This window comes from Paenibacillus planticolens, from assembly GCF_013141725.1.
Taxonomy (GTDB): domain Bacteria; phylum Bacillota; class Bacilli; order Paenibacillales; family NBRC-103111; genus Paenibacillus_E; species Paenibacillus_E planticolens.
In genome coordinates this window covers 1-21721 of sequence record NZ_WHNZ01000036.1, presented here as the reverse complement: position 1 = coordinate 21721, position 21721 = coordinate 1, and the positions used below count along the sequence as shown (strand labels likewise).

The following is a 21721-nucleotide window of genomic DNA, read 5'->3' as shown; positions in this document are numbered from 1 at the left end:
TGGGGTCCTGTTGGTGCTGCTAGCTGTTGCGTTTCCGGAGCTGGTGAAGCGAACGAGATGGGCCGGGCGCAAAGATGCCGTATCCGGTTGACAGTGAAAATGGGATTGGCCTAGCTTGTGAACTAGAAGCTGCTGATTTTATTTGAGAAAATATGAGGTGTCTTCAAAAGATCTTGATAATGATCGGGATGTTACGGATGACGAACTATTCGACTCTGTTCATTAGTTAGACATTATTGAAATTAAAAATTTGAGATACAACGCGGTAAGTATTTAGATGATTACAGAAGATTGATAAGCGAATGGAAATGTGACAATCCATTATAAATCAGAAACGGCGTTACGCTAACAAGAAACGATAGGACAATAATCAGGGAGCAGATCGCCACTCGGCAGCTGCTCCCTAGTTTCGTTGAAGGGCAGATTTTCAGTAATAGGGGAAGAAGGATAAAAAAGGGATCATCACAACTTGGATTCGATAGAACGGCAGTATGGTTTTCAATTTCCATCGAAGGTAACGGGGATACATATGCAAGAAACGATGGATGGACGTCGAATAATCGGCGTCTGAGAGAATTAGTGTAAGTAAATTATAGGACAATATCGACAAATTTATTCTACTACGGTAGAATAAAGAAATGACATTCTACAGCAGTAGAATAAATATGAACGAGGTGCTTTCATTTGGTAATGAAGTTATTCGATAGCGAACTTAATATTATGGAAATCTTGTGGAGAGATGGCGATACAGCTGCAAAGAGGATTGCAGAAATCACAAAGGAAAAAATAGGTTGGAGTAAGACTACAACTTATACCATTATCAAAAGGTGCCTTGATAAAGGGGCGATTGAACGACGGGAACCTAATTTCGTTTGCCATGCGCTTGTTACACGAGAGCAGGCGCAAGAACACGAAACAACGGAACTGATAAATAAAATGTATGATGGTGCCCCCGACAGACTGATTGCTTCATTGTTGGGACAGAAACGACTGTCGACAGAAGAAATTAGCCGATTGAAACGTCTTATCGATAGCATGGAATGAGGTGAGGGGATGTCGTTACTTCAAATAAGTATCTCGGCTTCTGTCTTTATTCTTGTAGTTATTTTCTTACGTTCCTTGCTTATTCACAAGCTTCCCAAAATGACCTTTATGTTTCTTTGGGGAGTAGCATTAATTCAGTTGCTCGTACCTGTATCAGTTCAATCGCAATTTAGCATTTTTACGGCAGCGGAACATTTAAACAGAATGTTTACAGTGCCAAAGTTGATTCCCACACCAGAAAGTTTAACATTCATTAATGGAACTACGGTAATCATGCCACCAATTACAGAACATTTGACCGCGGCGATTATGCCATTGAAGACGGCTTCACAAATATCGCCTATTGTATGGGTGTGGTTAGTTGGTTTTACGTTGTGTGCTTTATTTTTTATCATTCCGCATTTAAGGTGTCGCAAAATCTACAAAATGGCTGTGCCTATTAGAAACGATTTTATAAGAAAATGGCAGCATTCAAATTTGTTATGGCGAAATGTTCAAATCAGGCAACTAGATCATATTTCAACTCCGCTTACTTACGGTATATTTCGGCCTGTTGTACTCTTACCGAAAAATTTAGATTATGACGATGAGAAACAGCTTGCGCTTATCCTGACCCACGAATTTACGCACATCAAGCGATTTGACACACTAAAAAAATGGATTCTTGTCACTAGCGTATGCGTCCATTGGTTCAACCCCTTTGTATGGGTCATGCATATCCTTGCCAACCGTGATATTGAGCTATTCTGTGATGAAACAGTCATACGAAAATTTGGGGAAAACACGAAACCTACTTACGCTAGGGCACTTATACGTTTGGAAGAAAAGAAAATCGGTTTGTCGCCTATGATTAGTAGTTTCTCCAAAAACTCAACCGAAGAAAGGATTATATCGATCATGAAAACCAAGAAAATCACTGTCACCACGATGCTTCTCGCTATTGGGCTTGTAGCCAGTGTCATAATCATCTTTGCGACTTCTGCATTGGATAAAACGGAAGCTGCTACGGGTGTCGACAATCCTATAGCCAAAAGTGCGCCCGCAATATATCAAGGTGCCACCACTACAGCTTTAATGCCAATCGATTTAACATTCAACAAGAAAGAAGATGTACCGAAGTTGATAGACAGCCTTATGGCTTCAAAGTATCGTGCAGTTTATATGGATAACGAAATATATCTACGTGTCATGATGGATAACACAATACAGATAAGCAAAGATAATGGCGCAGTTTGGAAAAAATATGATACAGATGAAATCGATACACAAGATTTTGCAAAATGGCTGCTGAAAAATGATCCGAATCCGGGATATTCAATGAAAGAAATTCAGAATCGATTGGCAAACGGGGCAGAAGTAAAACATTTAGTGTTTGAAAATATAAAGGAGATGTATTTCATAATCGACAGGAACGGTACACAGATTGAACTTGTACAGCCTGAAAAAATATCTTCTGTTCTGATTGACGGTCAAAGGATGATGATTACTTCCGAGGGGTTCCCGATACGTATATCTGCACAGATGCTGAAATCATTTTACGACTTGTTAGTGTCGAACAATATACTTTCGGAAACTTATGCAAAACAAGATTATGCGGAAAGAATTAAGCATCTTGAAAAAAATGACACGATCTTTAAGTTGACGAAATAAAAGTTGGTTACCGTATTTTTGAAGAACTAATCGGCGTCTATTCGTTTTTAAAACTGATATTCAAACGTAAACGGGAAGGCGTACACCTGGGGAAAGGGACTATGTCGGCGCAACAAAAGGCGTACTATTCGTGTATTAACACGACTTCAGATGTAAGAGGACAAGATAGTTCAGAAGAGGATGAGTGTATAGCTACTGCTATTGCTGTTGGAGAAAGCACCTCTCTCGGTAATATGTGAGTGGCTTACGGATGTAAAATTACCTATAGTGAGCGAATTAACTAGACAACATAGTCGAATTAATTTCAAGCATTTTACACGATGTCTTATGATAGGTTTATTCAGGTACTCAAACAAAAAAGCCTCAGAGAACAATGTCTCTGAGGCAAATCTTTTTACTCTACATAACAATTCGTATTTAAAGAAATAACTATCCTATAGAACTTTCGCCAAAAAATCTTTCGTGCGGGTGTTAGACGGGTTTCCAAACACTTGCTCAGGAGTCCCTTCCTCCACGATCACACCTTTATCCATAAACACAATTCTGTCGCCTACTTCACGGGCAAATCCCATCTCATGGGTCACGATAATCATCGTCATGCCACCTTTAGCCAGCTTCTTCATAACATCCAGCACCTCTCCTACCATTTCCGGATCAAGTGCCGAGGTCGGCTCGTCAAATAGCATCACATGCGGCTGCATCGCCAGGGCGCGTGCAATGGCAATCCGCTGCTGTTGTCCGCCGGAAAGTTGGGAAGGGTAACAATCCTTCTTATCTGCCAGTCCAACAGTGTGCAGCAGCTTCAACGCAGTTTTCTCCGCGTTGGCGGTTGACAGGCCTTTCACCTTGGTAGGTGCCAGGGTCAGATTTTGAATAATGGTCTTATGCGGAAACAAGTTGAAATGCTGGAACACCATGCCCATTTTCTCCCGGGTGGCGTTAATGTTGTGCCCACGGGCGGTAATGGACTCGTTTTCAAACAGGATTTCCCCGCCGCTGGGCTGCTCCAGAAGGTTGATGCAGCGCAGAAAGGTGCTTTTCCCCGAGCCACTCGGCCCGATAACAACGACGACCTCACCGGCTTCGATGCTGATATCTATTCCTTTGAGAATTTCTGCTTCTCCAAATGATTTGCGTAAATCTTTAACGGTGATCACTAGCTCCCATCCTCCGTTCCCATGCGCCAAGCAGCTTGGACAGCGTGAAAGTCAATACAAAATAAATCGCGGCTGAAATAATGAGCGGGCTAAGTCCCTTGTACGTGATATTCTTCACGACTCCAGCCTGGTACATAATATCTGCCATTCCGATCACGGAAATAATGGACGATTCTTTGATAATCGTAATAAACTCATTTCCGATCGCGGGAAGCACGGACTTAAACGCTTGCGGCAAAATAACATGACGCATCGCTAGCCACCTGCTCATTCCAAGCGAGCGGGCTGCTTCCATCTGCCCGCGATCCACGCCTTGAATACCCGCACGGAAAATTTCCGCCAAATAAGCCGAACTGTTCAGGGACAGCGTGATAATACCTGACTGCAACGGGGTAAAGTTGATCCCCAGTGTGAGCGCCAGCCCATAGTGGATAATCAAAAGCTGCGCCAACATAGGTGTTCCGCGCAAAATCTCAACATACGTTGTACCCAGCAAGGTTATCGCCCGGATACGCGACATTCGCAGCAGACTGATGATCAAGCCAATCATGAAGCCAAACAGGACGCCAAGCGCAGACAATAGCAGCGTATAAACGAGGCCAATCGCGTAATAGCTGCGGTATTCCCAGAATATTGTAAATATATTTCCAGATGATTGCGGCTTATCTACAGACAGCATACTCGCTTGTTTAACAATCTCTGTAATACGGTTCTCGCTCTTTAGACGGGCGACCGTCGAATTGACTTGTGTCAGCAGCTCTGTGTTGCCTTTGCGGATGCCAATAGCCGCTTGAACAGGTGCATCGTCCGGAACGGCTTCCGATAGTGTAAGCGCACTGTTCTGCAGGTAACCGACGGCAACGGTGTCTTCCAGAATGACGGCATTGATTCGTTTCGTCTGCAGCTGCAGAACAAGGTCCGGTATGCGGTCAAGAGATGTAATAGAAGCCTCCTGAATGGATCGCGCAATCTCCTCTTGAACGGAGCCTTTTTGTGCGCCGATCTTTTCACCCTTCAAGCTATCCATACTCTTGTAGCGTTCTTTATCTTCGGTACGAACCATTAATACCTGCTTGGATTGGTAATAGTTGTCGGAGAAGTCGATACTTTTCCTGCGTTCATCTGTTGGTGTCATTCCTGATATTACCAGATCAACCCGGCTGCTTTGCAAAGCGGGCAGCAAGGCATCAAAGCTCATGTCCTCAATAATAAGCTTTGCTCCCATGTCCTTGGCAATTTCACGAGCAATATCAATATCAAAGCCCACGATCTGGTCTTTTCCATTTATAGTTTTATGAAATTCATAGGGCGCAAATTCGGCGCTGGTACCCAGAACAAGGGTTTTCTCCGGCTGGCTACCTGCCCCATAAGTGGTCTGAACAGGAAGGCCGGTCAGCAGCACCAGCATCAACAATAACAGCGCCGTATAACGGTAATGCTTTTTCACTATTTTTCTCTCCTAACTTGTAGTATGAACATGAACATCGTGTAATTATAAAGAAGTATGAATGATTATGCAACTGCCTGCACGACTCGATGCGGACGATCATACACAGAGATTTCCATACCGTGCTTAGGGTAACCGGGTCAGATGTACAAACGGTTTTTGAAGACAGGATTGCGCTTGCTTTAACTTTCGATCAGGGATGGATCTATTTCTCTGAACAGCCAGCTGGTGGGTCATTTATGGAGAGGGTCGTTACAAGAGTTCGATTAGATGGTACAGGGGAAGAGCGGATAGTAGGTGGCGACGAACTCATAGGTGTAAAAAACTTTACCGTACAAAACGGTGTGGTTTATTATGTTAACCTATACGATATGGGTCTATATAAGCGAAACATTGAAGATGAAAGTGTAGCAACCCTGGTCACGAATAAACAGAAAAAAAGTATTTATACGACCACAAATGGATTGTATGTTCTGTCCTATGAAGGAGATTGGTACTTCATTGATAAAGATGGAAAAATTCCTTTTAGCAAGCCAGCTCGTTCTGTACAGTAAAGAATTGTTTTCTACGACTTGGTATTTTTTGAATTTAAAGTTGTAGACTGGCCGCGGTCATTAAGGTAAATGGACACACTACTTCAAAAGAGATCACCGGCTGCCGCGCAGTCAGTAGATCTCTATTTTGTTGGACTAAAGGGCAGGGTACTTGCAAGAACATGCAGAATTGAAACAGATAATTTATGGCTGAGAAGTGCTATTTAAATTTATTAAGTAGGTGGCAGAGTAGTGGTATTGCTCTCGAGAAACAACTAGCAATTAACGATTCAATCGGCAACCTTGGTTGGAATGTTGATATGAGTGCAGGAACAGCGACTTTTGGTAATGATTTAACTTTCCCTATTCAAATATGAATTGTATATAAGATTGGTGACAGGTATAAATGGGGCTTTGGCGGCGGGACTGTGTCATTCCCTGCCCAAAAAGATATTACCTGGAGTTGGGTTAACCTAGATTGCAATGCAAATGATGAAGATAAACAGTACCAACTTTACTACGGCATAATAAAAGAAGTGCAGATTACCAGGCTTCATATCGAGCATATGGGCTCTGACAAATACATTGATAAAGACGCAGAAATAGTCGAACTCTTCGATGGGAATAAGCTATGGTTTGCTTTGCAAGATAAATACAGTGAAATTCATCCTGGTTTCATACTGACTGGGTTTAATAAAGATGGCGAAAACGTGTTTCATTTTGAGTGATGTTGAATTCACAACTAATTATGCTAACGCAGCAGAACGATAGAGCGTGGCGGAAAGCCAGCTATGAAACTTTGAAGTACTGGGCAGTTTTGTTCGGCAAATGTTCTTGTACTATAATAGATGATATGGTAATATATGGATTATATTTAAAGGGAATCACCATATTAATTTAAAATAGGAGTTACTAATCAAGATGAAAAAAAATAAACTGCTATATAGTACACTTTTGTTGCTCAGTGCGGGAGTTATCGCTGGAGGATTTGTTGCCGTAAATAAACAAAAAGCAAGTGAAAATATAGCTGTTCAGCCCAACCAGGTCACTCCGTCGTATGTTGATAAGGTGACTGTTAATTTGGAAAGCCCGCCTGCTGAGGAACCCTCTGTCACAGTACTCAAGGGGGCTACAATACCTGATGATGCTGCCTTACGAGGTGCTATGTTAAACCAGACCATGAATTGCAATGGTCAAGGTTCCGTTTCGCTAACATATAAAGCACCTACTGATAGTAATAAGGAGAAAGTTCGTTTTTACGTTCAAAATATAGGAGAGAAAAAGTTGTATTTCAGACTCGAATCCCCTCAAGGCAACAATTGGATAAAAACCGCAGTTGAAGCGGATACAGTCTTTGTAGGGGAGATGCAATGGGGAATAGCGCAAGAAGGTCTGTGGAACTTCGTTTTAAACAATGATGATGGGTCAGTTATTTCCGTTAAGATAATATCAGAAAAAGTTTAAGCGAAGAGCGAGAGTTTTAATAACAAAATGAAAAGGCGCTATTGTGGATCAGTGGCCTTTTCTCAACTAAAGGGCAGTAATCTTTAATAATATTAGTGTCGTCATTAAGAAATCAGTTAGAAAGGTTGTAAATTTAACCTAATACTATACTACTAAAAGGCATGCTTAGGGGGTAATAAAATTGATTAAAGCAATAGTTTTTGATTTTGATGGTTTAATTATTGATACAGAAACGGTTTGGTATCTTGCGTTCAAAGAAGTATTTCAGGGCTATAATGTTAATTTTCCTTTGGAGGTATTCGTTAAATGTATTGGCACGGATGATACTGCATTAAATGTATTTATTGAAGAAAAGTTGGGTATAGAAAGCATCGAAATTATTATGAATTTAGCCAAAGAAAACCACAAAGTGAAAATGGAGCTGCTGGACATCAGAGAAGGTGTGAAGGATTATTTGATAGAAGCTAAAAATCTAGGGCTTAAAATAGGCTTGGCTTCAAGTTCTTCAAGGGAATGGGTTGAAGGATTTTTAAAACAACTTCAGATAATAGATTACTTCGAAGTAATCAAGACGGGTGATGAGGTCGAAAAAGTCAAACCAGACCCGACTTTGTACATAAAAACACTTGATGCCTTAAATATTAAAGCGGACGAAGCCGTAGCGTTCGAGGATTCAGCAAATGGGGCGAGAGCGGCAATAGCAGCGGGCTTAAAATGTGTGATTGTGCCAAATGAAGTTACAAAGGAAATCAACTTTGAAAAATTTCACTTGAGAATCAATTCAATGAGTGAAATGGGTTTAGCTCAGGTCATTTCACATATATCATGAAGTCATGTGCCTGGGCAAGTAACGATTATCAATGAGTCTCCGTTCGATCGGAAAACTAAAAATTATAAAAAAATATTAAAATATTACATTGATTGAAGCTATCGTTTTAAATATGATTGATTAAAGCGACGATTGCAACAGTTTAGCAAACCAAGTGTAACCATTAATAAATATAAAAATGAAAGCGTTTTATATGGAGTAAATATTAATTTTAGCATATTTAAGAGATGGCTGCGGTATTTGTCAAGCTAGTTGTCGCGATTCCCTAAATTTATTTAGAACATATGTAGTGTGATCAACTTAACTTTTCTTCACTTTTACTAACCGCTGTTTTTTCCGAATTAAGCCATACTTCATCTGGTAAACTCCAATCACGAAAATCACCTGACCATCGTTCTGGATGGCGTAATCCAAGGTTGTACAGCGTTTCAAGCAACGTCGATCCCTTCATCGGACTCCCATTGTCTGAATGTAGAACAAGTGGCGTGTTGTGTTGCGGATCATACATTGCTCAGATAAAACAGCTCTACGAACCAATTGGCTGGCTTATTCAGATGATTCTTTATTCCATATCTCCCAACCCACGACCTTACGACTATATAAATCTAATATGATTGCTCTGCAACACCGCCATTAGCTTGCATACAGGCATCACGCCAGGCTTCAACTTGTTCTACAAACAGCCCTTTGGCACGGCAGTATTCTACTCATGTACTTCAATTTTCAGCATGTTGTTGCTTACCCAGAACTGCCATACCCTTTGCTTTCGCTTCACTTTTCCACTTGTATAATGCAGCTTCTGAGATACCACTCTAAACTTTACTCCTTATAACTAGCCATTCTTACCCACCTCAACCTCTCTTATCAAATACTATACATGTTAGAAATGATTACTTTGATGAAAATAATTATTTTCAAGTAAGTATCGCTGAATCTATGGAATATAAAATTGTGATAGAGGGAGTCAATTCGTGTTTTGCAGTTAAAAAGAAAATCAATAAAAATCAATTTGATAGAATTCTTGATTACTAGGTTTTAGCATTTTATTTATAGCTAGCTAAAATATTATTTCGGAAAGGGGGTGATATATCAAATAGTCTGATTTTTGTTTTGATTGGCCTGTTTGCCGTTATTTAAATGGCATTTGCAACCACAGCAAGTTTAACAGACATAAGCTAGCGTGAAGGATATTAATCTTTTCTTCATTTTTTTATATCCAGAAAGCTCTTTGGCAATATTGGATTGTCAACAGTAAATCAGACAACTTTTTAAGGGCTTTTTGGCGCAACTGAACAAGCGTCATATAGTCTAAGGTCCCATGGATACGATGCTTGTTGAACCAGTTGACGTAATCGTATACAAACTCCTGTTTTCATACCCATTTTCATAGAGCTGTACCATTTGCTTTTTGAATTCAATTGTAAACGTAGGTCGTTGTTTTTTAGGCGTTGTAGATATCCGCACCTTAGCATGATAGGTTGATTCTACAAGCCTTTATCATTTTCTGTCCAACTTAGTGTAGCCGATCCAATATTAAATTTAAGGAGGATCAGCAGTAATGAAGAAAAAATTAAGGATAACTAACAAACTATTATCTCCATTGATTGCTATGGTAATGATTGTCACGCCTGTCCAGAGTTTCGCAGTGGCAGCCTTTACAGAAACCAGCATCCAGATAAACCCCGTGAATAATTTAAACCCCATAAGATACACCACCGATGGAGGCCCGGGCAACTCCAAACTGAGGGATTTCTTCCGGTACAAAACCGAGAATACGTTCATAAGACCTGGCGAAAGTGTTAAGTACAACGCTATGGTTAGCGCGGTTGGCGAGGCTCCGCCTGTGGAATGGTCGATTACCGGTGGTGTCGACGGCACTACCATATCCAGCGAGGGTTTGCTGACTGTAGCTGCCACTCAGCCCGCAGGAGACATAACCGTAACGGCGACTGTTGGCAGTGTATCCACGAAAGCGAAGGTTACCGTCAGGATCGTTACCGACGCGAAAGGTTATGACCAGAGTGCAAAGTGGACCGCAAAGCCTTTTAATCTCTCTGAGGTAAACCTTGACGGAGACAACCTTTGGACAAAGAACACGAGCATAACTTTAAGGTATTTAATGCAGGCGGACCGTGAGGAAAGGGAACTGAAACAATTCTACATGACCGCCGGTATCACCCTGCTCCCGGTGGCGGTAGGTACTAAGCCGGCTGGTACCCCTGTAAGCGCTTTAGCCGATGCTGTGGGCTGGGATGGCCGCGGCTACGCCACCAACCGCCTGATGCATAGAGCTTTGTCGGGGCATGGCACCGGCCATTACATGACCGGCATTTCCGAGGCGTACGTAGTGACCCCCGATGTGACGCAAAAGGCGACGTTCCTGGCCAAAATGAGATTAATGGTTCAGGAGCTTGGCAGAATTCAGGATCACAACATAGCGACGGGCAGTTATATGTACGGCTTCCTCAGCGCCTATAACGAAAAACAGTTTGACTCCCTCGAGGAGAATAAGGGCAGTACTCCCACCACTGCTGAGACCAACGGCCAAGGCGCTTGGGCTGTATACTACACACAGCATAAGATCATTCAGGGCCTGCTTGATATATATAAAGTCCTGAAGGGCACAGAGGACGACGCCACAGCCCAGAGGGCGCTTGAAATCGCCTCGAAGATGGGCGACTGGACATACCTCCGCCTGAGCCGCTGGACACAGGCCGACCGCGAGAATATGTGGAACGTCTACAGTGCCGGCGAGGTCGGCGGTATTGGCCAGCCCTTAGAAGAGCTTTTCTTTATTACGGGCGATGAACTGTACCGCGAGACAGCCACGTTCTTTGAGCATAACAATAACTGGAACAGTAAGGGTGCCATCGGAAACACAAACAGCGATGGCTATACAACAGCGGCCGGAACCGTGACAGCGACCACCCGCAGCGGCGACGGGTTCTACGCGCATTTCGCGAAGGGACAAGACGGAAACTGGCTGAACGGCAAGCACGCGAACACCATAGTGCCCATGATCATTTCGGCGTTGCGCGAGTACGAGGCGGATACACCGCTGGATAACGACCGCATAAACCCCGTGGGCTACACGCCGGCTCCCGATCATTACTATACTATCGCGAAAAACTTCTTCGATACTATTTATACCACTCGTATGTCGCCCATCGGCGGAACCGCGCACGGCGAGATTTGGCCTAGCTTGGGAAACCCCGTTACCCCGACGTGGGCTACGCATTTGAACTTAGGAACGAGCACGAGCGGCTCAAACGAGTTGTGCACGACCGTTAACATGATGAAGCTCGCGTCTAGCCTGTTCCAACATGAACAGCGGGCGGAATACATGGACTATTACGAGAGGGCTTTAATCAACCACGACATGCCCTCGCTGGCTCAGAACAGTACGGGCACGCAGAACCGCATTGACTATTTGCGCTCTATGAGCACGCAGGCCACAACAGCTTACGACCGTTACGGTGACGGTGCCTGCTGCGACGGGTCTAGCTGGGAAGCGCACATCCGCCATCAGGATAATGTTTATTTCAAAACAAAGGATGGCAAGGGTCTTTATGTTAACCTCTATTTGCCTACGACGTTAAACTGGGCTGAAAAAGGCTTCAAGATCGTTCAGGAGAGTGACTATCTGAACGAAGGCAAGAGCAAGATCACTGTTAACGGCAGCGGGCAGCTTGATATCATGCTCCGCGTCCCATACTGGATTGAAAAGGGCTTTGAAGTCAAAGTTAACGGAGAAGTTGTGGTGGCAAACGCTGCGAGGAGCTCTTATGTTACTATAAGCCGTAATTGGGAGTCCGGAGATGTGATTGATATTTCAATGCCGTTCTCAGCGCGTATTGAAAGATCCCCCGAGAACACGACAAATACCACGGCCGCGCTGTTCTACGGCCCGATTATGATGGTGCAAAAGCCCGGCGTCGCGAGCCGACCCACCATCAGCAGCCTAAACCTTGCCGACCTTGATTCGTCGTTCACGAAAACGACCGGCCCATCGAATACCCACTCGTTCGGCAATTACACGGCATTCAGGCTTACCAGCGGCGACCAGAACTACGACCCGATGTACACGGCCACGCCTAGCGGCACAGCTACCAACCTGACTTATAGCGCAAATTTCACCGTAGAGCGCAATAATGACAACGTCACGGTGACACGCAATGTGGTGGGCAACGGAGGAGGAACCGTCAGTACGATGTCTAACAACAGAACCCTGTCAAATGGACAAAGCATCAACCGCGGCTCGATCGTCACATTCACAGCTAAACCTGACGAAGGTTACAAAGTAAAGCAATGGAAGTTGAACGGCCTCACGGTAGGCGGTAACACATCAAATGTATATACCCCCACGGGTATTAATAGTAACGTGGTCGTGACAGTGGAGTTTGTAAAAGACATTCCAGTTAGTTCTATTGCTGTTACGGGAGCAGGGGGAGCAACTGCTATCGCTGCTTTGAATGACACACTGCAAATGTCCGCATCGGTATTGCCTGCGGAGGCGGAGAACAAATCCGTAACCTGGTCCGTCGTCAATGAGGATGGAACGGTAACAGATAAGGCTACGATCAGTGCGGGAGGCTTGTTAACAGCGGTTAAGGTAGGAGCGGTAAAAGTCATTGCGACAGCCAATGACGGCTCCGGTGTTAAGGGAGAAACAACGATCACCATCACCGAACAACAGACCAAAGTTACTTCGGCAACGTTAATCGGTCCGGAAGCTGTCTATCAACAACAGCAGTTTGATTTGACGGTTGGCGTGAAAAGCTTGCTTTCGAACTTCACTGTGCTCCATTTCGTTCTGAATTATGATCCGAACCTGCTGGCGTTTGACACAGTAACCAATACCGATGGTTCTCTCTCCTTGGCTGATAGTGCCCTGAGCTCGCTGAGAAATCATTTTAGCGTGCTAGGGTCTGCGATCAAGGCCGAAAAAGGGCAGATTCTAATCATTATGGCCAGTGAAGGAAATGACAACGCAATTAGTACGATCGGAGGTCTGTTAACCGTTCGCGCCAAATCCAAAGCTGGGGTTGCAGCAGGGGAAACAACGGTAGCGCTATCCAACTTTAACGTTTCCATCGCCGGTTCGGATACGCCAGTTGATGGTGTATCCCTAAGCATTCAAATTAAAGATGTGGATAAAGCGGCTTTGAACGATGCGATTATTGCTGCTCAGAACAAGCATGATGCAGCGATGGAAGGCTACAATATCGGCCAGTATCCGCACGGATCGAAAACGAAATTGCAGACAGCCATTGATAATGCAAAGGCAGTACGCGATAACGCAGCATCGACCGAGCAGGAAGTCTCGGATGCATTGAGCGCTCTAAATACGGCGTTGATAGCGTTCAATAATTCGGTGCTCACTAATCCAGGTACTATAGATAAGACAGCGCTGAGCAGAGCGATAACAGCCGCACAAGCCAAGCATGATGCAGCGACCGAAGGTACCAAAGTCGGTCAATATCCGGCGGCAGCGAAAGCCGCATTGCAAGAGGCTATTACGGGTGCAAATGAAGTGTTCAACAGCTCGGGTGCAACGCAGACGCAGGTAGATTCGGCAATAACAAGTGTGAATACGGCACTGCAAACATTCCTGACGAAGATTATTACACTAGTTCCGGGTCAAACGAGCGTAACCATCAATGATCTTTCCGTCATCTCCAAGTACTACGGAACGATTTCAACAGATGCAAACTGGAGTGAAATCGAAGCAGCCGATATCTTTAATACAGGCAAAATCGATATTCAAGTCCTCGCCACAGTGGCAAGAATGATTCTCGACAACTGGCTTGTGGAAAATTAATTTCAAGATTGGGGAGGATGGCGTAACAGCCATCCTCCTTCATCCAGTTGGAAAGGCGATAACGGGAAAGTTGAGAATAAGTCTGGGAGTGTGACACTTTGACAAGGAGAGGTGTAAGACTTGATTAAGACTTCTGATTTAAAGAAAGTTTACTCCGATGGGGAAACTAAAATCAATATCCAGGATATTGAATTCGAAAAGGGAAAGTCCTACTGTATTTTAGGACCATCTGGTTGCGGTAAATCTACACTGTTAAACATTATAGCAGGAGTAGTTAAACCTACCACTGGCGACGTTCATATTCAATTATCTGATTCGACTATTCAGCTTTCCAATATGAGTCAAGGGCAGCTGGATAAATTCAGATCTAACCATGTAGGATACATTTCACAAGACTTCAGTCTCCTTGACTCGTTCACTATTATGGACAACATGAAACTCGCTAGTAAGGTAGGTACTGTTGTAAACAGTCCTGAAACAGCAATTGAGTGGGTTGGCCTTGCTCGTAAAGCGAAGTCAAAGGTCAAAGATTTATCAGGAGGAGAAAAGCAACGTGTATCTATTGCACGTGCCTTGATTCGTAATCCCGAGATCATGTTATGCGATGAACCGACGGCTTCATTGAATACAAAACTTGCTCATGAGATTATTGAACTCTTAGTTTCTTCGCACAAACAGAGTGGTAATACATTGATAGTTGTAACTCATGATGATCGTTTAGTTAGCTATTTCGATCATACTGTTCGGTTCGACTCATTATTGAAATAACCCTTACTCTCACATATTACGGAGGTGTGTAGCTTTGCTGCAGTATTCTTTAAAAAGTTTATTCTCTAGAAAGATTATCACAACCTTATTCACTGTAGGTCTGATAGTCGTTCTAGTTATAAGCATGTTGCTGATTAACATATCCAAGCAAATTGAAGAAGGTTTCATTCAGCAAGACGGTAGGTATGACATCGTTGTAGGCTCAAAAGGAAGTGCAACGAGCTTAGCAATGTCAGCTCTATACTTTGCTGCTGAGCCAGTTCAGATTCTGGACTATAAATACTATGAGGATCTCAAAAACAGAGATGACATCCAATTAGTAGTACCACTAGCTACAGGCGATAATTTCAGAGGTTCCAACATCATTGGTACCACACCCGATCTACTCTACAATAAGAAGCTAAAAGAAGGTCAACTCTTTGAGGTCGATAAACCCTTTGAAGCTGTAGTAGGGTACAATGTTGCTAACAGGTATAATTTGAAATTAGGAGACAAATTAGTTTCCTCTCATGGTCTAGGTACAGGTCTCGGTATACTAACTGGAGAAGAAGAAGGTAGCTTAACTTTAATTGGCGTGCTGGAAAATACCAACAGTGCTTACGACAATATCGTCTTTACTTCTTACAATGGTATTTTCGAGACTCACGGCATTGATTCAGATGGGCATGGCCGAAAGGAAAATACCAATGCTAACTTTGATTCAATGTTAAAATCCATTGGATCAGATAAGGCAGCTGAAGATTCCAGTAATGAATCGTCAAAGTCCGACGTACATACTGATCATGCGGATGAACATGATACTGTTAATGAGCACTATCATGACGACGAGGATGAGCGTGGATTCACTTCAATCCTAGTTCGTACTGGAAATGCAGCAGTAGCAAATTCTTTATTGACAGAGTACGATAAAGATTCTATGGCACAAGCTATTAGCCCAACTGCTACTGTTAGAAAGCTGATGGACAATATTGATCTTAGCAAACAAGTAGCCAAATTACTTAGTTATGTCAGTATCACGCTAGCCTTGATTATGGTTGCAATAATGACGGTATTGATGTTCGAAAGTAATAGAAAGGATATACAGACTTTAAGATTCATAGGTCTTAAGAGACTTAGCATATTAAAGTTTATACTTTACCAGAATGTGTCGTTACTGGTTATAAGTATAGGTATCTCCTTGGCTCTGAATAAATACGTATTAGAAGTAGTAAACACTATATCTTCTCAATTAGGTATAGTTATTAACTCTAATAAGTTTTATGCCGATCAATTCTCTATTCTCATTGCAATATCAGCGCTATGCTTACTTCCAGCCATTATTCAATCTTTCAAGGTATTCAGGGGGTTACTGAAATGAAGAAAAATATCTTTGCATCGATTTTATTGATCTTGTCTGTATTGCTGGTATCAGCTTGTGGGAACACAAAAGATACTAATGGAGATGAAGTAGTCGTCTTGAAGTTTAAAGAAAATATGTCGCCTAAGAAGGTCGAAGAGCTTAACGGTAAGAAAGTTCAAATGACCGGATTCATGGCTACTACTTCTCCATTGGACGGTAAGTATGTTTATTTAATGAATATGCCGTACCATAAGACTCCTTATTGCATTCCTAATACAAATCAATTAGCTAACACTTTAACGGTGTATTCCACTAAAGACAAAAGCTTTGATTTTGTGGATCTGCCTATCACTGTAACTGGAACATTTAAGTCTGGAGACGAAGTAGATTCTCTAGGCTATGCCAGCACCTACAGATTAGTAGATGCCTCCTATTCAACTGCTAACGTTGATGGTTTGGAGAAAGCTATTAAGGAGTATACAGCCCTAGTGAGTAAAGGCTTTGTTCAAGAATACATCTCTGCTTTGACAGAAGTGTACAAACTCGTCTATGAATCAAGGGGAGTTCCTGAGTCAAAACTTACTCCTATTGATGTAACAAGAATCGGCAAAATCAAAGGCATGTTTAGTGGATTGGATGCTTCAGAATACGCTGATGTAATCAAGGCTGTTGACGATCTAGATAATCTTGTAATTACTATGAATAAAACTATTAAAGACAAAGAGTATAACACATTAGTAACTTATGAAGAACGAGCACAATCTTGTTTTTCTCAATTGAATCTTTGGTTAATGAAACCTAATCTTTAATTACTTCTAAGAGCTAAATAATACACTTACTTATTAGTATATTATTTAGCTCTTTTCACTTTCTCTAATCCAACAAGGAGGATTCTGTAATGAGTGGAATTATTACAAGGTTTGACGAATAAAGTAAAACTTTATATATTTCCGGGAAAATCGAAGATTCCTGTTGAAATCATAATTAAACCGACGAAATTGACTCGAGAAGAATTTACTCAAATAAAAAATCATACCCTGTATGGTTTTGAAATCATTAATAATACGGACGGAATTTCCAATCGTCAGGCACTCGTGGCCCTTCAGCACCACGAACGAGAAGATGGAGACAGTTATTAAGATTGAACTGGACCGTTATGATGATACTATTGCTCCGATAGTTATTGTAGTCTTGTGACACAAAACTACCTACAATGTAGAATTCCTAACTTTTGCAAATCCAGGGGCAAGATCGGAATGACACATGGTAATCTATTTGTCTGGTGGGGCTATGCGGCTTCTTAACGGAAGCGGTGGAGTTGTAATAAATGTCAAAAGAAACCCGATTACGCTAACGGACAGTATAGTTCCAATATATGGTATAATAAACTTCGTCGATTATCAGCAACTTTAGATATAAGGTGGGTACTTGTATGGAGCTAGTCATGGTTTCTTTTGAAAAGAAAATAATTCTACGTAACCTTATGGAGTTATATCAATACGATATGAGTCAATTTGAAGATGATAGTGAAAACGATGTGAACGAATATGGTCTCTTTGACTACAAGTACCTCGACCATTACTGGACAGAAGAAGGGCGTTTTCCCTTCTTTATTATGGAGTCAGGTAAGCTCGCTGGATTTGTTTTAGTTAGGGAAATCGCAGACGGTGAATCGCCTAAAGTTTCAGTTGCGGAGTTTTTCATATTAAGAAAGTATCGAAGACAAGGAATTGGTAAAGAAGTAGCGCATAAAGTGTTTGAGATGTTTAAAGGCAATTGGAGCGTTTCTTGGTTGGAAAAAAATATGCTTGCGAAGACATTTTGGACGAAGGTTATCAAAGAATATTCGAACGGTAATTGTTCAGAAGCCTTACAGGCAGGAAACCCATCGATAGAATTTATCTCATGTTGAGCTTATTAGGATTAACCCACAGCCCGTTGCTGTGGGTCACTTTTTTGTTCATTAAAGTAATTGGCAGCATAGTTTAGTTATAACTTTTCTTTACATCCAAAATCAGGATCTTAATGGTAAAATAAAGCTATTATTCATCTGGTTGGATTGAAGGGGTGTTTTGAATGGAGTTGCAAATACATAACGAATTGAATAATATCGATAAGTCCTACGTAGTAAACAAAATGATTGAGTATAATCTTAAGCATTTCCCTGATGAATTGAGGGGCAGGTACCAAGTCGTTAACCTGCATTTGAAAGATGTTGATGGAAATATTTACGGCGGGTTAGTTGGTGAATTATGCTGGAATTGGTTAGAGGTACAGTATCTTTTCGTTGAAGATGCCTACCGAAAATTTGGCTACGGAAAGAAATTACTGTCTGAAGCAGAAAAAATTGCTAAAGAGAAAAAGTGTGATTTTATAAAATTAGATACCTTGAGCTTTCAAGCGTTAGATTTCTACTTAAAACAAGGATTTGAAGTGTTTGGAACGATACATAACGCAGGCAGCCACACTCATTATTATTTGAAAAAAGAACTCAATTAAAGAAGTTACTTCATTACGACGGTGAACGATAGTTCAATTAAGACATGACGGCAGTTGGGCATAGAATTGGCTGCCGTTGCCAGTTGAAATAATGGGCAGGATAATTCAGTAAGACTCTGGAATATTTAGGGTGGTAGGAGTCGGCAAACTCAAGGAGAATCACATAAAGTGGAAGGGAACGAAAGAACACGTGGACTGACTTTAAAGGGCGAATCAGATGCCCAAATTGTTGCTCAAATATTAAAGGATGAGGGTATAGACACTTTCATTTCAAGCCCGTATAGAAGGGCAATAGTAACAATAGAAGGAATAGCTCAATCATTAGGCAAAGAATTGATTGTTATCGAAGACCTAAAGGAAGTAATTTTTATTGGTGATAATAAAATAATGCCTGATAAGGAAGTGTATCCATTAGTAAAGAAGATGTTTTCAGACCCAGAATATTCATTGCCTGGAGGGGAGTCTTTTACGAATTGTCAAAACCGTGTTGTAACTATTTTAGAAAATATTATAAGTGAATATGAGGGGCATAAGGTTGCTATTGGAACTCACGGAGCCGTTATGACAATGATGATGGGATACTCCGATCCTCAGTTTGACTTGGACTTTTTATTAAACACTTCAAAACCCGATATCTATAAAATGGAAATCGAGGGGGAAATAGAATGTATAAACATGTAATTTGGGATTTTGATGGTACACTTTTTGATACATATCCAGTGATGGGGAGAATTTTTAAAGAAGTGCTTGAAGAAGAAGGTATTGTAGAATCATTAGATGAAATAGTGAAGCATATGAAAGTATCTATGACTCATGCTTTACAGTACTACGAAAAAAAATATCAAGTAGATTATGTATTTATAGAAAAATATCATAAACAAAGAAATGCAACGGAAACAAACTTATCCAGACCGTTTGAAGGAATTGAGGAAATTGTTAAATATATTCATACATCTAATAGAAAAAATTATTTATACACTCATAGAGGGGAATCAGCAATCCAATTATTGAAAATGTACGGTTTATTTGATTATTTTTCTGATTTTATAACATCACAACAAGGTTTTGAAAGAAAACCAAGTCCTGAAGCTATTACATATCTTATTGATAAACATCGTATCATTCATACTGAAGTGATAATGATTGGTGATCGAGATTTGGATATATTAGCAGCAAAAAACGCTGGAATCAATGCTTGTTTTTTTGCGGATAGAGATGAAAAAAATAGTAATTCTGATTTTACGATAACTAACATTCAACAGTTATATTCAATTGTTTAATACGAGAGTTAGATTATAATAAAAATCGCCCCCCTTTTAAAATATAAACTTAAACCCTCAGTCCGTTGCTGAGGGTCTCTTTTTGCTCTTAAACGAAAGGACAGCAATATAGAATAACAAAAATTGGGAATAGGTATTTCTTAAGTGTATAATTAGGCAATTTATTTGAAACATTGATAAGTTTTATAGTGTGAATTTAAATGGGGGTTTAAATGAAAAATAAAATCGGTTTAATCTCGTTCATTTTATTTTATTTTATTTTATTTTTAAGTTTTGTTGTAGCGGTATATCAAGATAGTCACAGAAAGAAGGAAACTATAGTTGAGTTCCCTGACATTGAAGATGTAGTTTCAGTTGTAATAGTTATTGGAGGAGAAAGTTATTAGAATTATAGATGCATTTGATCCGATATCAATTGTTATCTCGAACGGAGGGATGACTACAGGAGTTTCTGTAATCGATCAAGTGACGATTACATATGAAAACAAAAGTTTTCTTAAATGAGTTCACTAAGTACAACAATAAATGGAAGCCTTCAGCACGCCTATCCATTGATGAACGTTATGCTAACGGGTACGATAGTTCAATCACGACATGACGGCAGCCGGCATACGATCGGCTGCCGTTTTCCATTGAAGTAACAGGCAGGTACTTCCAATATGTGTTAAAATTGAATTGTAAGTGCTGTAACGGGTAGGTAGGACGAATAAAAAGGTAGGTGACCACAGTGTTACTTCTGAACGGCATCACTGGATTTCATGTCGATGCTTTGCCGGAGGTCGATTCTTTACAATTCAAAAGACTCTGTTACTCGTTGGCAAACTATTCTAACGGGAAGATTTTGTCCTTTGAAGAACCACATTCGTCGCAAAATTTCTATAAAACAGAGCTTGGTTTACATAACGAAAGCATTTTCATTTTGTTAAACAGTTCATATCCCTGCGTAGCGTTCGCTTCTTCAGTGCAATACTTCGAGATTGAATTTATTGATCACTCACTTTCTAATATTGTTTGTGTTTTTAATGACGGATTTAGGATACTGCCTGCTATCGAAACAAATCAACAATTAGAACTTGATGAAAGAACTCATACCTTATTTACCGAAAATAGCCTAAACGAAGCGGAATTAAGCCAGATTTTTCATTGGAAACCTAAGACAGTCGGAGATGTCATTTTTAATTTTTGGGACTAAAAGATAAGTAAGGTATTCCGCTAACGGAGACGATAATGTAATTAAAAACATAAAAATGGAATTATTAGTTAATTTTATAGTGAAAAATACTAAAGGAATATTTAATAGCTTTTGGGAGGTTGGTTTTGACGAGGATAACATTAACTTTAATGAATACCGATTCCGTGGACAGTTTCTGGCTGTTCAGAGAAAATTGAGCATAGGCGGCAAATGGTTCACACGATTTGCGCTTGAAGTTTTTTTGCCTGTAGAGGTTTGCCGAGAACATCGGCGACCTTTATTACATAACGAGGCTATCCCTAAAGATAGTCAAAGTCTAATCTATCTACTGAAGTTAGAATTGTTAAATACAAATACCTTTGGTCTTAAGTCAGCATTAGCTGAAGCTTTCACATGTAAATGTGGATATCAATTGTCGGTTGACAAGAACTTGATCCGATTCCCGATTCGTGACAAGAACATTGTCCGATTTCGCGAAATAGATGCGAATAAAGACCGTTTTTTTTCTCGTTGTTTAAATGAGGGTGACGAGTGAGTTTGGTGCCTCCCCCTGAGGAACATTACCTATTTATTCCTTCAGCAAGCAACCCCTAACTTATGTCCAATCAATTACCATGTACCGAGCGTATGATTATACCGTAATGAAAATTCACTTGAGGGGAATGAGTAAACATGGGCTTAGGTTATGGTGGAGTAGG

General features: G+C 41.1%; 21 protein-coding genes and 2 pseudogenes. 19 read left to right on the top strand and 4 right to left on the bottom strand.

The annotated features are described in order from the left end of the window. Positions 1-690: 690 nt before the first annotated feature. Together GC097_RS16230 and GC097_RS16225 are read left to right on the top strand one after the other, a co-directional pair. Positions 691-1044 (top strand): BlaI/MecI/CopY family transcriptional regulator, encoded by a 354-nt coding sequence (locus tag GC097_RS16230; protein WP_229263959.1) that lies wholly within the window; start codon positions 691-693, stop codon positions 1042-1044. A gap of 9 nt (positions 1045-1053) precedes the next feature. Further along, the gene (locus GC097_RS16225) at positions 1054-2694 is read left to right on the top strand and encodes a M56 family metallopeptidase (protein WP_171684349.1); all 1641 of its coding nucleotides are present in this window, start codon (positions 1054-1056) and stop codon (positions 2692-2694) included. 434 nt (positions 2695-3128) lie between these two features. Here GC097_RS16225 and GC097_RS16220 read toward each other — a convergent pair whose 3' ends face one another. After that, a complete protein-coding gene (locus tag GC097_RS16220) occupies positions 3129-3851 on the bottom strand; it encodes an amino acid ABC transporter ATP-binding protein (protein WP_171684348.1) in 723 nt (240 codons plus the stop codon). After that, positions 3838-5298 carry an ABC transporter substrate-binding protein/permease gene (locus GC097_RS16215; RefSeq protein ID WP_171684347.1) on the bottom strand — a complete coding sequence of 487 codons (1461 nt, stop codon included), beginning with the start codon at positions 5296-5298 and terminating at the stop codon, positions 3838-3840. The genes GC097_RS16220 and GC097_RS16215 overlap by 14 nt, the downstream gene beginning before the upstream one ends. Positions 5299-5420: 122 nt before the next feature. Here GC097_RS16215 and GC097_RS16210 point away from each other — a divergent pair, with 122 nt between their 5' ends. The 5 genes from GC097_RS16210 to GC097_RS16190 all read left to right on the top strand — a co-directional run bounded on the left by GC097_RS16210 (position 5421) and on the right by GC097_RS16190 (position 8124). Beyond that, positions 5421-5852 carry a DUF5050 domain-containing protein gene (locus GC097_RS16210; RefSeq protein ID WP_171684346.1) on the top strand — a complete coding sequence of 144 codons (432 nt, stop codon included), beginning with the start codon at positions 5421-5423 and terminating at the stop codon, positions 5850-5852. A gap of 185 nt (positions 5853-6037) precedes the next feature. Next, a complete protein-coding gene (locus tag GC097_RS16205) occupies positions 6038-6208 on the top strand; it encodes a DUF6882 domain-containing protein (RefSeq protein WP_171684345.1) in 171 nt (56 codons plus the stop codon). Positions 6209-6259: 51 nt separating this feature from the next. Beyond that, the gene (locus GC097_RS16200; protein WP_171684344.1) at positions 6260-6559 is read left to right on the top strand and encodes a hypothetical protein; all 300 of its coding nucleotides are present in this window, start codon (positions 6260-6262) and stop codon (positions 6557-6559) included. A gap of 193 nt (positions 6560-6752) precedes the next feature. After that, positions 6753-7295, top strand: coding sequence for a hypothetical protein (locus GC097_RS16195; RefSeq protein WP_171684343.1), 543 nt, complete (start codon positions 6753-6755; stop codon positions 7293-7295). Between the two features lie 184 nt (positions 7296-7479). Then, positions 7480-8124 (top strand): HAD-IA family hydrolase, encoded by a 645-nt coding sequence (locus tag GC097_RS16190; RefSeq protein ID WP_171684350.1) that lies wholly within the window; start codon positions 7480-7482, stop codon positions 8122-8124. A gap of 406 nt (positions 8125-8530) precedes the next feature. Here GC097_RS16190 and GC097_RS34285 read toward each other — a convergent pair. Both GC097_RS34285 and GC097_RS35260 read right to left on the bottom strand, forming a co-directional pair. Then, positions 8531-8739 (bottom strand): annotated as a pseudogene (locus GC097_RS34285) (DDE-type integrase/transposase/recombinase); the annotation flags it as partial. Between the two features lie 595 nt (positions 8740-9334). Next, positions 9335-9472: pseudogene (locus GC097_RS35260) on the bottom strand (hypothetical protein); the annotation flags it as partial. A gap of 210 nt (positions 9473-9682) precedes the next feature. Here GC097_RS35260 and GC097_RS16180 point away from each other — a divergent pair. From GC097_RS16180 to GC097_RS16125, 12 genes are all read left to right on the top strand, one after another. After that, complete coding sequence (locus GC097_RS16180; RefSeq protein ID WP_171684342.1) at positions 9683-13945, top strand: beta-L-arabinofuranosidase domain-containing protein; 4263 nt, start codon at positions 9683-9685, stop codon at positions 13943-13945. A 120-nt stretch (positions 13946-14065) separates the two neighbouring features. Next, on the top strand, positions 14066-14713 hold the full coding sequence (locus GC097_RS16175) for an ABC transporter ATP-binding protein (RefSeq protein WP_171684341.1): 648 nt from the start codon (positions 14066-14068) through the stop codon (positions 14711-14713). 34 nt (positions 14714-14747) lie between these two features. Continuing rightward, complete coding sequence (locus tag GC097_RS16170) at positions 14748-16070, top strand: ABC transporter permease (protein ID WP_171684340.1); 1323 nt, start codon at positions 14748-14750, stop codon at positions 16068-16070. Further along, positions 16067-16861, top strand: coding sequence for a hypothetical protein (locus tag GC097_RS16165; RefSeq protein ID WP_171684339.1), 795 nt, complete (start codon positions 16067-16069; stop codon positions 16859-16861). The genes GC097_RS16170 and GC097_RS16165 overlap by 4 nt, the downstream gene beginning before the upstream one ends. Positions 16862-16954: 93 nt before the next feature. Then, positions 16955-17191, top strand: a complete 237-nt coding sequence (locus tag GC097_RS16160; protein WP_171684338.1) for an HD-GYP domain-containing protein — start codon at positions 16955-16957, stop codon at positions 17189-17191. A gap of 293 nt (positions 17192-17484) precedes the next feature. Next, complete coding sequence (locus tag GC097_RS16155; protein ID WP_171684337.1) at positions 17485-17964, top strand: GNAT family N-acetyltransferase; 480 nt, start codon at positions 17485-17487, stop codon at positions 17962-17964. Between the two features lie 164 nt (positions 17965-18128). Continuing rightward, complete coding sequence (locus tag GC097_RS16150; RefSeq protein ID WP_171684336.1) at positions 18129-18551, top strand: GNAT family N-acetyltransferase; 423 nt, start codon at positions 18129-18131, stop codon at positions 18549-18551. Positions 18552-18719: 168 nt separating this feature from the next. After that, on the top strand, positions 18720-19232 hold the full coding sequence (locus GC097_RS16145) for a histidine phosphatase family protein (RefSeq protein WP_171684335.1): 513 nt from the start codon (positions 18720-18722) through the stop codon (positions 19230-19232). Further along, on the top strand, positions 19217-19831 hold the full coding sequence (locus GC097_RS16140) for an HAD-IA family hydrolase (RefSeq protein ID WP_171684334.1): 615 nt from the start codon (positions 19217-19219) through the stop codon (positions 19829-19831). The genes GC097_RS16145 and GC097_RS16140 overlap by 16 nt, the downstream gene beginning before the upstream one ends. Before the next feature lie 212 nt (positions 19832-20043). After that, a complete protein-coding gene (locus GC097_RS16135) occupies positions 20044-20217 on the top strand; it encodes a hypothetical protein (protein WP_171684333.1) in 174 nt (57 codons plus the stop codon). A 332-nt stretch (positions 20218-20549) separates the two neighbouring features. Beyond that, positions 20550-21023, top strand: coding sequence for a hypothetical protein (locus tag GC097_RS16130; protein ID WP_171684332.1), 474 nt, complete (start codon positions 20550-20552; stop codon positions 21021-21023). A 55-nt stretch (positions 21024-21078) separates the two neighbouring features. Next, complete coding sequence (locus tag GC097_RS16125) at positions 21079-21558, top strand: hypothetical protein (RefSeq protein ID WP_171684331.1); 480 nt, start codon at positions 21079-21081, stop codon at positions 21556-21558. The last annotated feature ends 163 nt before the right edge of the window (positions 21559-21721 follow it).

Excerpts from the sequence above, each read along its gene's own strand:
- GC097_RS16135 (WP_171684333.1), top strand. The coding sequence starts at position 20,044 with ATGAAAAATAAAATCGGTTTAATCTCGTTCATTTTATTTTATTTTATT.
- GC097_RS16150 (WP_171684336.1), top strand. The coding sequence starts at position 18,129 with ATGGAGTTGCAAATACATAACGAATTGAATAATATCGATAAGTCCTAC.
- GC097_RS16195 (WP_171684343.1), top strand. The coding sequence starts at position 6,753 with ATGAAAAAAAATAAACTGCTATATAGTACACTTTTGTTGCTCAGTGCG.
- GC097_RS16165 (WP_171684339.1), top strand. The coding sequence starts at position 16,067 with ATGAAGAAAAATATCTTTGCATCGATTTTATTGATCTTGTCTGTATTG.
- GC097_RS16230 (WP_229263959.1), top strand. The coding sequence starts at position 691 with ATGAAGTTATTCGATAGCGAACTTAATATTATGGAAATCTTGTGGAGA.
- GC097_RS16180 (WP_171684342.1), top strand. The coding sequence starts at position 9,683 with ATGAAGAAAAAATTAAGGATAACTAACAAACTATTATCTCCATTGATT.
- GC097_RS16125 (WP_171684331.1), top strand. The coding sequence starts at position 21,079 with ATGGAATTATTAGTTAATTTTATAGTGAAAAATACTAAAGGAATATTT.
- GC097_RS16225 (WP_171684349.1), top strand. The coding sequence starts at position 1,054 with ATGTCGTTACTTCAAATAAGTATCTCGGCTTCTGTCTTTATTCTTGTA.
- GC097_RS16155 (WP_171684337.1), top strand. The coding sequence starts at position 17,485 with ATGGAGCTAGTCATGGTTTCTTTTGAAAAGAAAATAATTCTACGTAAC.
- GC097_RS16140 (WP_171684334.1), top strand. The coding sequence starts at position 19,217 with ATGTATAAACATGTAATTTGGGATTTTGATGGTACACTTTTTGATACA.
- GC097_RS16205 (WP_171684345.1), top strand. The coding sequence starts at position 6,038 with ATGGCTGAGAAGTGCTATTTAAATTTATTAAGTAGGTGGCAGAGTAGT.